This is a genomic window from Pseudomonas sp. rhizo66, from assembly GCF_031931925.1.
Lineage (GTDB): Bacteria > Pseudomonadota > Gammaproteobacteria > Pseudomonadales > Pseudomonadaceae > Aquipseudomonas.
The window spans coordinates 36,971-50,481 of the sequence record NZ_JAUJWZ010000024.1; the positions used below are offsets into that span (position 1 = coordinate 36,971).

Genomic DNA, 13,511 nt, shown 5'->3' on the forward strand with positions numbered 1-13,511 from the left:
CCTAACAATAATAAATAGGGGAAGGTCTATGAGTCGTTGCCGCCCGCCGGCGTTACGCAACACCGCGTTGCTGGCCACAGCACTCTCTCTGCTGGGCTTTGCCACGTTATCGGCACCTGTGATTGGCGCCGAGGCGCCCGCCGACGTGGTCTATGCCACCGAATCCGCCAAAGCCGCGAAAAGCCTGATGCTCGATGTCGTCCACGCTGGCGCGCGTCTGGTCGCGGTTGGCGATCGCGGGCACATTCTCTATTCCGATGACCAGGGCAAAACCTGGACGCAGGCCAAAGTGCCGACCCGGCAACTGCTGACTGCGGTGTACTTTGTCGACGACAAGCACGGCTGGGCGGTCGGCCACGACGCGCAAATCCTCGCCAGTGCAGACGGCGGTCTGACCTGGACCAAGCAATTCGAAGACCTCAAACGTGAGTCGCCGCTGCTCGATGTCTGGTTCAAGGACGTCAACAGCGGCCTTGCCGTGGGCGCGTATGGCGCACTGCTGGAAACCACCGACGGTGGTAAAAACTGGCAAGACGTCAGCGACCGCCTCGACAATGAAGATCAATTCCACCTCAACGCCATCGCGGCGGTGAAGGACGCCGGGCTGTTTATCGTCGGCGAGTCGGGCAGCATGTTCCGCTCCGCCGATGACGGCCAGACCTGGGAAAAACTCGAAGGCCCGTACGAGGGGTCGCTGTTCGGCGTGATCGGCACGGCGCAAGCGCAGACCCTGCTGGCCTACGGCTTGCGCGGCAACCTCTACCGCTCCACCGATTTCGGCAGCACCTGGGAGCAGGTCGAACTGAAAGCTGCGCGCGGTGCGCTGGAGTTCGGCCTGTCCGGTGCGACGCTGCTCGAAGACGGCTCGATTGTCATCGTCGGCAACGGCGGTTCGGTGATCAGCAGCAGCGACAACGGCGAAACCTTCAGCGTGTTCAACCGCCCGGACCGCATCTCGCTGTCATCGGTTACCGCTGCCGGCGACGGCAACCTGATTCTGACCGGGCAGGGTGGCCTTCACACCACACTGCCAAATGGTGCCGAGATCAATAACAAGAAGGCGGGGCTATGACTTCCTTGATCACTCCTCAGCAGGACAAGGCGACGTTTCTTGAACGCCTGATCTTCAACAACCGCCCGGCCGTGATCCTGATCTGCCTGGTGGTGAGCATTTTCCTGTTCTGGCAGGCCACACTGATCCGGCCGTCGACCAGTTTCGAAAAAATGATCCCGCTCCAGCATCCGTTCATCGAGAAGATGATGGAGCACCGCAACGATCTGGCGAACCTGGGCAACACCGTGCGGATTTCGGTGGAAGCCAAGGACGGTGACATCTTCTCCAAGGAGTACATGGAGACCCTGCGCCAGATCAACGACGAGGTGTTCTACATCTCCGGTGTTGACCGCTCCGGCCTGAAGTCGCTGTGGAGCCCGAGCGTACGCTGGACCGAAGTGACCGAAGAGGGTTTTGCCGGCGGTGAAGTGATCCCGCAGAGCTACAACGGCTCGCAGGACAGCCTCGACCTGCTGCGCAACAACGTGCTCAAGTCCGGTCAGGTCGGGCGTCTGGTGGCCAACGACTTCAAGTCGAGCATCGTCGACATCCCGCTGCTGGAGTCCTATCCGGACCCGGAAGACCAGGGCAAGTTGCTCGCGCTGGACTACCGCAAGTTCTCCCATGAACTCGAAGACAAGATCCGCAACAAGTTCGAAGCGCAGAACCCCAACGTCAAGATCCACATCGTCGGTTTCGCCAAGAAGGTCGGCGACCTGATCGATGGTCTGGTGATGGTGGTGTTGTTCTTCGGCATCGCTTTCGTCATCACCCTGATCCTTCTGTTGTGGTTCACCAACTGCGTACGCAGCACCATCGCGGTGTTGAGCACGACGCTGGTGGCGGTGGTCTGGCAGCTTGGTCTGATGCACTTCTTTGGCTTCGGGCTTGATCCGTATTCGATGCTGGTGCCGTTCCTGATCTTCGCCATCGGCATTTCCCACGGCGTGCAGAAGATCAACGGCATCGCCCTGCAATCCAGCGAGGCCGACAACGCCCTGACCGCCGCGCGGCGCACCTTCCGGCAACTGTTCCTGCCGGGGATGATCGCGATTCTGGCGGATGCGGTGGGCTTCATCACGCTGCTGATCATCGACATCGGCGTGATCCGTGAACTGGCGATCGGCGCGTCGATCGGCGTGGCGGTGATCGTGTTCACCAACCTGATCCTGCTGCCGGTGGCGATTTCCTATGTCGGCATCAGCAAGCGCGCGATTGCCAAGAGCAAGAAGGACGCTAACCGCGAGCACCCGTTCTGGCGCCTGCTGTCGAACTTCGCCAACCCGAAAGTCGCACGCATCTCGGTAGTACTGGCGCTGATCGCCTTCGGCGGCGGCCTCTGGTACAGCCAGAACCTGAAAATCGGCGATCTCGACCAGGGCGCGCCGGAGCTGCGTCCGGACTCGCGCTACAACAAGGACAACAACTTCATCATCAGCAACTACTCCACCAGCTCTGACGTACTGGTGGTGATGGTCAAGACCAAGGCTGAAGGTTGCTCGCGTTATGAAGCCATGGCGCCGATCGACCAGTTGATGTGGAAGATGCAGAACACCGAAGGCGTGCAGTCGGCGATCTCGCTGGTGACCGTGTCCAAGCAGATGATCAAGGGCATGAACGAGGGCAACCTGAAATGGGAAACCCTGTCGCGCAACCCGGACGTGCTGAACAACTCGATTGCCCGCGCCGACGGTCTGTACAACAACAGTTGCTCGCTCGCGCCGGTGCTGGTGTTCCTCAACGATCACAAGGCTGAAACACTTGATCGTGCGGTGCAAGCGGTGCAGGAGTTCGCCAAGGACAACAACAAGGACGGTCTGGAATTCATCCTCGCCGCCGGTAACGCCGGCATCGAAGCGGCCACCAACGAAGTCATCAAACAGGCTGAGCTGACCATCCTGATTCTGGTGTACATCTGCGTGGCGGTGATGTGCATGATCACCTTCCGTTCGTGGGCAGCGACCCTGTGCATCGTCCTGCCGCTGGTGCTGACCTCGGTACTCGGCAACGCGCTGATGGCGTTCATGGGCATCGGCGTGAAAGTCGCGACCTTGCCGGTGGTGGCGCTGGGTGTGGGGATTGGTGTCGACTACGGCATCTACATCTACAGCCGCCTGGAGAGTTTCCTGCGCGCCGGCCTGCCGTTGCAGGAAGCCTATTACCAGACCCTGAAGTCCACCGGTAAAGCGGTGCTGTTCACCGGTCTGTGCCTGGCGATCGGCGTGTGCACCTGGATCTTCTCGGCGATCAAGTTCCAGGCCGACATGGGCCTGATGCTGACCTTCATGCTCCTGTGGAACATGTTCGGTGCGCTGTGGCTGCTGCCAGCCCTGGCGAAGTTCCTGATCAAACCGGAGAAACTGGCGGGGCAGAAGGGCAATTCGTTGTTTGCGCATTGATCTGAAGGGCTGAAACGACAAAGCCGCAACCTTGAGGGGTTGCGGCTTTTTTTGTGGCTCAAGATCAAGAGCCCCTCACCCTAACCCTCTCCCAGAGGGAGAGGGGACTGACCGAGGTGTGCGGCTTGATCCATCGACCTGAAACACCGAGTCGATTATGGATTCACAGCAGATCGTTCGACTTGAGATACCGAGTCGATTATGGATTCACAGCAGATCGTTCGACTTGAGATACCGAGTCGATTATGGATTCACAGCAGATCGTTCGACTTGAGATACCGAGTCGATTATGGATTCACAGCAGATTGTTCGACTTGAGATCCCGAGTCGATTATGGATTCACAGCAGATCTTTCAAGTCGGCGTAGTTCTTGAATATCCCCCAATCGGTCCCCTCTACCTCTGGGAGAGGGTTAGGGTGAGGGCAAGCAGTCTCAAGCCTTAAGTCAGTTCAGCGCCAAGCACAACACTCAAAGCACTGCGCGCATCATCCAGCTGCACGAGCGTCGCATGGCGAGCCCCAAGGGCATCACGATTTTCGATGGCAGTCAGAATCGCCTTATGCCGAGGCAACGCCAACTCATGCAGATTTGGCCGCTGATTCGAATGCTTCAACGCCTCGGCAATCGCCACCGACAACATGTTGCACAGATTCGCCAGCAAATCATTGTGCGTCGCATCGGCAATCCGGCTATGGAAATCCAGATCCGGCTGCAACAACGCCTCCGGCGTCGGCGCGGCTTCCATGCGCTGATACGCTTCACCAATCGCCGCAATATCAGCCTCGGTCGCATGTTGAGCGGCGAGGGCAGCAGCGGCTGGTTCGATGATGCTGCGCACGCTGGTCAGCACATTGAAGAATTCATTCTGCGGGCTGCTTTGCATCAGCCAGTGCAGGACGTCGGGGTCGAGCATGTGCCATTCACGGCGTGCTTTGACGACGGTGCCGACGCGGGGTTTGGAATACACCAGCCCTTTGGCCACCAGTACCCGAGTGGCTTCACGCAACACCGGCCGGCTGACCGCGTACTCCTCGCAGAGCAGGGCTTCGGCGGGCAGTTTGTCGTCGGGCAAAAAGCGTCCGGAGACGATCTGCATGCCCAGTTCCTGGACGATGCGCGAGTGCATGCTTTTACGGTCGGAGGGTTTGCGGTAATCCATGGGGGGCGGCGCGATCCTGAGCGATGGAGATGCCGCGCATCATAGCAGGCACGGCACAATCTTGAGGCAGACACACAAGCCAAATGTGGGAGCGAGCCTGCTCGCGAAGGCGGCATATCAGTCAAATAGATGTCGACTGACACTCCCTCTTCGCGAGCAGGCTCGCTCCCACAGGAGAATTGCGCTGTTAGTGGGAGTGGCGCGGCACTTCAGCGCCTCGGCAGCCGACGAGGAAATCAAAGTCACAACCCTGATCCGCCTGCAACACATGGTCGATGTACAACTGACGATAACCGCCCACCAACAATTGCTGCGGTGGCTGCAGGTCGGCCATGCGTGCTGCCAGTTCAGCATCCGGAATGTCCAGGTGCAAACGCCCGGTGGCGCAATCCAGCTCGATCCAGTCGCCTTCCTTCACGGTCGCCAAAGGCCCGCCGGCCGCCGCTTCCGGTGCCACATGCAAAACCACCGTGCCGTAGGCGGTGCCGCTCATCCGTGCATCAGAGATGCGCACCATGTCGGTCACACCCTGGGCCAACAGCTTGGCCGGTAAGCCCATGTTGCCGACTTCGGCCATGCCCGGATAACCCTTCGGCCCGCAGTTCTTCATCACCAGAATCGAATCCTTATCGACATCCAGTTCCGGATCGTTGATCCGCGCCTTGTACATGTCGAAGTTCTCGAACACCACGGCGCGGCCGCGATGCTGCATCAGTTCCGGGGTTGCGGCGGACGGCTTGAGCACCGCCCCCAGTGGCGCCAGGTTGCCACGCAGCACACAGATGCCGCCATCCGCGCGAATCGGATTGTCGAGGGTGCGGATCACTTCGTCTTCGCCATAGATCGGCGCGTCCTTGGTGTTCTCGCCGATCGACTTGCCGTTGACCGTCAGTGCATTCGGATTTGGAATCAGATTGGCTTCACCGAGGCGGCGCAACACTGCTGGCAAACCACCGGCGTAATAGAACTCTTCCATCAGGAAGCGCCCCGACGGTTGCAGGTCGACGATGGTCGGCATGCCACGGCCGATACGGGTCCAGTCATCCAGATCCAGCTCGACGCCGATGCGCCCGGCGATGGCTTTCAAGTGGATCACCGCGTTGGTCGAACCGCCGATGGCAGCGTTTACACGAATAGCGTTTTCGAAGGCTTCCTTGGTCAGAATCTTCGACAGTTTCAAATCCTCGCGAACCATCTCCACCGCACGCATGCCGGACATGTGCGCCAGTACATAACGCCGCGCATCCACTGCCGGAATCGCCGCGTTGTGCGGCAGGGAAGTGCCCAGTGCTTCCGCCATGCAGGCCATGGTCGATGCCGTGCCCATGGTGTTGCAGGTGCCCGCCGAACGCGACATGCCGCCCTCGGCCGCGAGGAAATCGTCAATGGTGATGGTGCCAGCCTTGACCTGTTCACTGAGCTGCCAGACCACGGTGCCGGAACCGATGTCCTTGCCCTTGTGCTTGCCGTTGAGCATCGGCCCGCCAGTGACGACGATCGCAGGCACATCGCAACTGGCTGCGCCCATCAACAGTGCCGGGGTGGTTTTGTCACAACCGGTCAGCAGCACCACGCCGTCAATCGGGTTGCCGCGAATCGCTTCTTCGACGTCCATGCTCGCCAGGTTGCGGGTGAGCATGGCGGTCGGGCGCAGGTTCGATTCGCCGTTGGAGAACACCGGGAATTCCACCGGAAAACCACCGGCCTCGATCACCCCGCGTTTGACGTGCTCCGCGATCTGGCGGAAATGCGCGTTGCACGGGGTCAGTTCCGACCAGGTATTGCAGATGCCGATGATCGGCTTGCCATGGAACTGGTGGTCGGCGATGCCCTGATTCTTCATCCAGCTGCGGTACATGAAGCCGTTCTTGTCGGCCGTGCCAAACCATTGGGCGGAGCGCAGGGTGGGTTTCTTATCAGACATGATCGATTCTCTTATTGTATGACTATAGTGTTCCAGCTACGGCTTAATCTAAGCGCAAAATCCTAGGTTTGGAAGTGTTGTTGGTGAATTAGTATTACTATATAGTCGTTTTCGACGGAGGGATGGCCCTGACGGTTAACCGTGAGAGGCGTCCCCCGAGGTTCTATAAAAACAACAATCGGAGACCGATCTCATGAGCCAGGAACTGCGGCTAATCCGGCGCATTACGCTGAAACTGATTCCCTTCCTGATCCTGCTGTACCTGATCGCCTACGTGGATCGCTCCGCCGTCGGCTTCGCCAAGCTGCACATGGGCGCCGACATCGGCATCGGTGATGCCGCCTACGGCCTCGGTGCCGGGCTGTTCTTCATTGGTTACTTCCTTTTCGAAATCCCCAGCAACCTGATGCTCGAACGCTTCGGCGCGCGACGCTGGTTTGCGCGGATCATGATTACCTGGGGCGCGATCACCATCGGCATGGCCTTCGTCCAGGGCCCGCACAGTTTCTACGTGATGCGCTTTCTGCTCGGCGCGGCCGAGGCGGGGTTCTTTCCCGGCGTTCTCTACTACATCACCCAATGGTTCCCGGTGCGCCATCGCGGCAAGATCCTCGGCCTGTTCATCCTTTCGCAACCCATCGCCATGATGATCACCGGCCCGGTGTCCGGCGGCTTGCTCGGCATGGACGGCGTCCTTGGCCTGCACGGCTGGCAGTGGCTGTTCATCGTCATTGGCACTCCGGCGATCCTGCTGACCTGGCCGGTGCTGCGCTGGTTGCCGGACGGCCCACAGCAAGTGAAATGGATGGATCAGGCAGAGAAAGACTGGCTGACCGGCGAGCTGAAAAAGGATCTGCAGGCATACGGCCAAACCCGTCACGGCAACCCGTTGCATGCGCTGAAAGACAAACGCGTGTTGCTGCTGGCGCTGTTCTATCTGCCGGTGACGTTGAGTATTTACGGCCTCGGTCTGTGGCTGCCGACGCTGATCAAGCAGTTTGGCGGCAGTGATCTGGTCACCGGTTTCGTGTCATCGGTGCCGTACATCTTCGGGATCATCGGTTTGCTGATCGTGCCGCGCAGTTCCGACCGGTTGAATGATCGTTACGGGCACCTGGCTGTTCTTTATGTGCTGGGCGCGATTGGCCTGTTTCTCAGTGCCTGGCTGTCGTTGCCGGTGGCGCAACTGGCGGCGCTGTGTCTGGTGGCGTTCGCGCTGTTTTCCTGCACGGCGGTGTTCTGGACCTTGCCGGGACGGTTCTTTGCTGGCGCGAGTGCGGCGGCGGGGATCGCGTTGATCAACTCGGTGGGCAATCTGGGCGGGTATATCGGGCCGTTCGTGATTGGGGCGTTGAAGGAGTACACCGGCAATCTGGCTTCCGGGTTGTACTTCCTCTCGGGTGTGATGGTGTTTGGCTTGATCCTGACCGGCGTTGTCTATCGCGTACTTGAGCGCAAACACGTCCTGCCGGTTGACCAATTCGCCGCCAGCGCCCGAGGCGCAACGCGCACCTGAAACCCAACCACCAATCACCACTAAACCTGTGGGAGCTGGCTTGCCAGCGATGACGGGGGCACATCCAACATAGATGTGTCAGACAGATTGCTTTCGCTGGCAAGCCAGCTCCCACAGGGTTTTGCAGTGTTTCGAAGTTTTGTAGACAGGAGAGGACATATGCATCTGGTTCAATTCGAATTAAGCAACGGCGAGCGCCGCGTCGGCGTGGTCGACAACGATCTGGTGCGCGAGGTGCAGGACGCCCGCAGCGTGCGTGATCTGGCGCTGGCCGCCATCGAGTCCGGCCACTCCCTTGAGCAGCACGTGCAAACCCTCGGCCTCGGCGGCAGCCACGACTATGCCGAGCTACTGTCGCAACTGCGCATCCTGCCGCCCCTCGACCACCCGGACCCGGCGCACATGCTGGTCAGCGGCACCGGCCTGACTCACCTGGGCAGCGCTTCGGCGCGGGACAAGATGCACCAGCAGGCTGGCGATGAAGCGGCGATGACCGACACCATGCGCATTTTCAAATGGGGCGTGGAGGGCGGCAAGCCGGCGGCGGGGCAGGCCGGTGTGCAACCGGAGTGGTTCTACAAGGGCGATGGCAGCATCGTTGTGCGCCCCGGTCAGCCGTTCCCGCTGCCACCGTTTGCCGAAGACGCCGGCGAAGAACCGGAGATGGCCGGCCTCTATGTGATCGGCCACGACGGCAAGCCTTACCGTCTCGGTTTTGCGGTGGGTAACGAGTTCTCCGACCATGTCATGGAGCGCAAGAATTACCTGTACCTCGCGCACTCGAAACTGCGCAGTTGCAGTTATGGCCCGGAACTTCGCACCGGGGAACTGCCTCAACATCTGGCAGGCACCAGTCGCATCCTGCGTAACGGCGAAGTGCTCTGGCAAAACGAGTTTCTCAGTGGCGAGGCGAACATGTGCCACAGCCTCGCCAACCTCGAATACCACCACTTCAAATATCGTCAGTTCCTGCGTCCGGGCGACGTGCACATTCATTTCTTCGGCACCGCGACCCTGTCGTTCGCCGATGGCATCCGCACGCAACCGGGCGACCTGTTCGAAATCAGCCAGGCCGAATTCGGCGCCCCGCTGGTCAACGGCATCGTGCCGATCACCGCCGCTTTTGCGCCGGACAGCATCGGCACTCTTTAAGGAGATCCCATGACTCAGATTCTCGGTCACAACTACATTGGCGGTCAGCGCAGCGCTGCTGGCGACGTCAAACTGCAATCCGTCGATGCAACGACGGGCGAACAATTGCCGCACGATTTCATTCAAGCCACGGTTGAAGAAGTCGACGCCGCTGCCAAAGCTGCCGCTGCTGCGTACCCGGCTTACCGTAGCCTCAGCGCCGAACGCCGCGCGCAATTTCTCGACGCAATTGCCGATGAACTGGACGCGCTCGGCGATGATTTCGTCGCCGTGGTCTGCCGCGAAACGGCGTTGCCCGCCGGACGCATTCAAGGTGAGCGCGGACGCACCAGCGGGCAGATGCGTCTGTTCGCCAAAGTCCTGCGCCGGGGTGATTTCTACGGTGCGCGCATTGATCTGCCACTGCCGGATCGCCAGCCATTGCCGCGTCCGGATCTGCGCCAATACCGTATTGGCCTCGGCCCGGTAGCGGTGTTTGGTGCAAGCAACTTCCCGTTGGCGTTCTCCACCGCTGGCGGCGACACCGCTTCGGCACTCGCCGCCGGTTGCCCGGTGGTGTTCAAGGCTCACAGCGGCCACATGGCCACCGCTGAGTTGGTCGCCGATGCGCTGATCCGTGCAGCGGAAAAAACTGCGATGCCGGCCGGCGTGTTCAACATGATCTACGGCGGTGGCGTCGGTGAATGGCTGGTCAAGCACCCGGCGATTCAGGCGGTCGGTTTCACCGGTTCGCTCAGAGGCGGACGGGCGTTGTGCGACATGGCCGCTGCACGCCCGCAACCGATCCCGGTGTTCGCCGAGATGTCGAGCATCAACCCGGTGATCGTTCTGCCACAGGCCCTCGCCGAACGCTCGGAAACCGTTGCTCGTGACCTGACCGCTTCGGTGGTGCAGGGCTGCGGTCAGTTCTGTACCAATCCCGGTCTGGTGATCGGCATCCGTTCGCCACAATTCACGGCGTTCGTGCAACAAGTCGCCGGTTTGATCGGCGATCAACCTGCGCAAACCATGCTCAATGCCGGCACCCTCGGCGGCTACGGCAAAGGCTTGCAGAAGTTGTTGGCGCATCCCGGCATCGAGCATCTGGCGGGTAATCCGCAGCAGGGCAATCAGGCGCAACCGCAACTGTTCAAGGCGGATGCGAGCCTGTTGATCGATGGCGATGAAGTGTTGCAGGAAGAAGTGTTCGGCCCGACCACGGTGATTGTCGAAGTGGCGGACAAGGCGCAACTCAGCGCCGCGCTGCATGGCCTGCACGGGCAACTGACCGCGACGATCATTGGTGAGCTGGCGGACTTTGAACAGTTTGCTGAACTTACACCGCTGCTGGAACAGAAGGTCGGGCGGATTCTGCTTAACGGTTATCCGACCGGTGTCGAAGTGTGTGATTCGATGGTGCACGGCGGGCCGTATCCGGCGACGTCCGATGCCCGTGGCACTTCAGTGGGCACGCTGGCCATCGACCGTTTCCTGCGTCCGGTGTGCTTCCAGAACTACCCGGACAGCTTGCTGCCGGAACCGCTGAAAAACGCCAACCCGTTGCGTATCCAGCGCCTCGTTGATGGCAAGCCTAGCCGCGAAGCCCTCTGACACGGTACCCCTGTAGGAGCTGCCGAAGGCTGCGATCTTTTGATCTTGATCTAAAAAAACAAAATCAAAAGATCGCAGCCTTCGGCAGCTCCTACTCGGGAGTGGAGCGCCATGAGCTATCATTGGCCCTTTCCCCCCTAGAAAGACTGTTTGCCATGACTGCCCAAACCCTTCTCAACGCCCTCGAACACTGCGGTATGGTGGAAATCGACGGCCTGCATGCCTTCGAATTCGCCCTCGACGAAGACGACAACCTGCACATCGAATGCATCGATGGTCATACGGCCAAGCATTGGGAATTCACGCCGGCGCAGGTTGCCGCTGCAACCTTCGACGACTCTTTACAGAGCTGGTTGATCGTGGGCTATTTCAATGAAACCAAAGCGATCGGCGAACACCGCCTGGTTTGTCATGGCGACGTAGTCAGCAGCAGCGACGACGAGGATGACAATCAATGAAAATGCGTAAATTCTGGCCGCTGTTGATGGCCGGGAGCGTCGGCGCCATGGGCTTGTCCACGGCCAGTGCTGAGACTTTCCAGTTGCTGGTCGGCTCCTACACCGCTGGCACCAGTCAGGGCATCTATCGCATGAACTTCGACAGCGCCACCGGCCAGATCGACGCCAAACCGCTGCAAGTGGTGAAGAGCGAAAATCCGTCGTGGCTGACCCTGTCCAAAGACCAGCAGCGCCTGTTCGTGGTCAACGAAAACGGCCCGGGCCAGAAAGACCCGGTCGGTCGCGTCAGCAGCTATTCGATCGACCCCAAGACCCACGCCCTGAGCCTGATCAATCAAGTGCAGAGCCTGGGCAACGAGCCGACTCATTCCAGCCTCAGCGGCGATGCCAGCCATCTGTTCGTCAGCAACTACTCGGTGGTGGAAGACCCGGGTGGAACGCTGGCGGTATTGCCGGTCGGTGCTGATGGCAAACTCAAACCGGTGGTGCAGATGAGCGCGCACCCGGCGAGCCGGGTCAATCCTGAGCGCCAGGCTTCGAACCACGTGCACTCGACGGTTTCTTCACCGGATGGCCGCTACGTGTTCTCCAATGATCTGGGCGCGGACAAGGTGTTCATTTACCAGTTCGATCCGAAGGCCAACCCAGAGCTGCCGCTGACCCCAGCGAAAACCGCTTCTGTGCCGTTGCCTGCCGGCAGCGGCCCGCGTCACTTGCTGTTCAGTGCTGACGGCAAACACGCCTGGCTGACCATGGAAATGAGCGCGCAGGTCGCGGTGTTCGATTACCACGACGGCGTGCTGACCCAGACGCAACTGGTCGATCTGGCGGCTGGCCAGCCGACTTCGGACAAGGCTGCGGCGGCGCTGCACGCTTCGGCGGATGGCAAGTTCCTCTACGTCAGCAACCGTGGCACCGCCAATCAACTGGTGGTCTTTGCGATTGATCCGGCGAGTGGTCAGCTCAAAGAACTGCAAAAACGCTCGGTGGACGGTGATCACCCGCGCGAGTTCAGCCTCGACCCGAGTGGCAAATTCCTGCTGATCGCCAACCAGAAGAGCAACCAGATTGTCGTCGTCGAGCGCGATGGCAAAACCGGTCTGCTCGGCAAAACCGTGCAAAAACTGCCGATGGACGCGCCGAGCGACCTCAAGTTTCTAGTGCGACAATAAGCCACAGGCCTCGGTTTACGGGGCCTGTCTCTTTGTATTAATCGCACTGATATCCGGTAATGCTACAAAGCATTTCAAGCGATCAACCCTCGAGCGTTAAGTTTGCTTCACGGCCCAACCGGGCAAACAAGCCAACCGAACACGAGGGTTACCGCCATGAACTTCAATCTCTTCTCCGTGATTGCCGCTTCCGCCATCTCTGCCACCGTTGTGCTGCCAGCCAGTGCCAACGTTGAAATCAACAGCAAAAAATCCCACACCCAGAGCTACACCCAGAAATACCTGCAACAGAGCGCCAACTTCTACGCCGCCCTGGATCACAAAGCCCAACACTGAAATGCCCGCTTCGAACAACTCCCTGTAGGAGCTGCCGAAGGCTGCGATCTTTTGATCTTCAACGTCAAAAGATCGCAGCCTTCGGCAGCTCCTACACGCCTGCGTGGGCAAAAAATCTCGGTGCCATAGCGAATGTGCAACACGTCCATAGACTGGCTAAATAATCAACGAAGCTGATGTTTACTATGGAAAACCCTGAGTGGTTGCCACGGCTTTTTTGATCGATTCTGTGGGCATCGAAACATGCCCACGGGAGAACACCATGGCCAGCGCAATCCTTCATTCAGCCAAACGCGGCGCCTATCTGGCCATCGGTCTTTACCTGGCCGTGGTACTGGTCGTCAGCATCGCCTCGCAGATGGAACACAGCTTCGACGCACCGATTCAAGTCGCCCACCCCGGCGTCCAGTTCGAACTGCGCTCGCAAAGCGTAATGGTCGACCGGGCCGAACTCGCGGGAGTCGGCGGAGCATGAAAGGCTACAGACTTTGGGTAGTCGCCGGTTTGGCGTTTTTCACCAACGGCGCTTCATTATTGGGCATCGGCCAGGGCTCGGTGGGCGCATTGGCCAGAGCCATAGAGGCCAATCACAATATCGCGCACAACATCGAACGGGCGAATACCTTGGGGCTGATGGCCGGCAATCCGCCGGTGAAAGTCTCGGCCGACTTTCTCGGGCCATTCGAGATAGATTGCATGGCCCTCGGCATGTGCAACGCGCTGGCCTGACTGATCGTTCCCACGCAGAGC

Annotated in this window: 12 protein-coding genes; 10 read left to right on the forward strand and 2 right to left on the reverse strand. The window is 59.8% G+C overall.

The window, feature by feature from the left end:
* The first annotated feature begins 28 nt into the window (after window positions 1-28).
* A complete protein-coding gene (locus QZR14_RS24535) occupies window positions 29-1,072 on the forward strand; it encodes a WD40/YVTN/BNR-like repeat-containing protein (protein ID WP_250605423.1) in 1,044 nt (347 codons plus the stop codon).
* Window positions 1,069-3,453, forward strand: coding sequence for an efflux RND transporter permease subunit (locus QZR14_RS24540; protein ID WP_311997964.1), 2,385 nt, complete (start codon window positions 1,069-1,071; stop codon window positions 3,451-3,453). Before QZR14_RS24535 ends, QZR14_RS24540 begins: the two co-directional genes overlap by 4 nt.
* A gap of 440 nt (window positions 3,454-3,893) precedes the next feature.
* Here the strand turns inward: QZR14_RS24540 and QZR14_RS24545 are convergent, their stop codons facing one another.
* Window positions 3,894-4,613 carry a FadR/GntR family transcriptional regulator gene (locus tag QZR14_RS24545; protein WP_064392969.1) on the reverse strand — a complete coding sequence of 240 codons (720 nt, stop codon included), beginning with the start codon at window positions 4,611-4,613 and terminating at the stop codon, window positions 3,894-3,896.
* A gap of 187 nt (window positions 4,614-4,800) precedes the next feature.
* Entirely contained in the window at window positions 4,801-6,537 is a 1,737-nt protein-coding gene (locus QZR14_RS24550; protein ID WP_007917984.1) for an IlvD/Edd family dehydratase, read from the reverse strand.
* A gap of 193 nt (window positions 6,538-6,730) precedes the next feature.
* Here QZR14_RS24550 and QZR14_RS24555 point away from each other — a divergent pair, with 193 nt between their 5' ends.
* The 8 genes from QZR14_RS24555 to QZR14_RS24590 all read left to right on the forward strand — a co-directional run bounded on the left by QZR14_RS24555 (window position 6,731) and on the right by QZR14_RS24590 (window position 13,490).
* Window positions 6,731-8,053: an MFS transporter gene (locus QZR14_RS24555; RefSeq protein ID WP_250605421.1), complete on the forward strand. Its 1,323-nt coding sequence runs from the start codon at window positions 6,731-6,733 to the stop codon at window positions 8,051-8,053.
* Between the two features lie 159 nt (window positions 8,054-8,212).
* Window positions 8,213-9,205: an AraD1 family protein gene (gene araD1 / locus QZR14_RS24560; RefSeq protein WP_250605420.1), complete on the forward strand. Its 993-nt coding sequence runs from the start codon at window positions 8,213-8,215 to the stop codon at window positions 9,203-9,205.
* 9 nt (window positions 9,206-9,214) lie between these two features.
* Entirely contained in the window at window positions 9,215-10,795 is a 1,581-nt protein-coding gene (locus tag QZR14_RS24565) for an aldehyde dehydrogenase (NADP(+)) (protein ID WP_311997965.1), read from the forward strand.
* Between the two features lie 155 nt (window positions 10,796-10,950).
* Entirely contained in the window at window positions 10,951-11,253 is a 303-nt protein-coding gene (locus tag QZR14_RS24570; protein ID WP_250605418.1) for a DUF5629 family protein, read from the forward strand.
* Entirely contained in the window at window positions 11,250-12,425 is a 1,176-nt protein-coding gene (locus QZR14_RS24575; RefSeq protein ID WP_311997966.1) for a lactonase family protein, read from the forward strand. Before QZR14_RS24570 ends, QZR14_RS24575 begins: the two co-directional genes overlap by 4 nt.
* A 156-nt stretch (window positions 12,426-12,581) precedes the next feature.
* On the forward strand, window positions 12,582-12,761 hold the full coding sequence (locus QZR14_RS24580) for a hypothetical protein (RefSeq protein WP_007917967.1): 180 nt from the start codon (window positions 12,582-12,584) through the stop codon (window positions 12,759-12,761).
* 262 nt (window positions 12,762-13,023) lie between these two features.
* Window positions 13,024-13,236: a hypothetical protein gene (locus QZR14_RS24585; protein WP_311997967.1), complete on the forward strand. Its 213-nt coding sequence runs from the start codon at window positions 13,024-13,026 to the stop codon at window positions 13,234-13,236.
* Entirely contained in the window at window positions 13,233-13,490 is a 258-nt protein-coding gene (locus QZR14_RS24590) for a hypothetical protein (RefSeq protein WP_095050108.1), read from the forward strand. The genes QZR14_RS24585 and QZR14_RS24590 overlap by 4 nt, the downstream gene beginning before the upstream one ends.
* Window positions 13,491-13,511 lie beyond the last annotated feature (21 nt).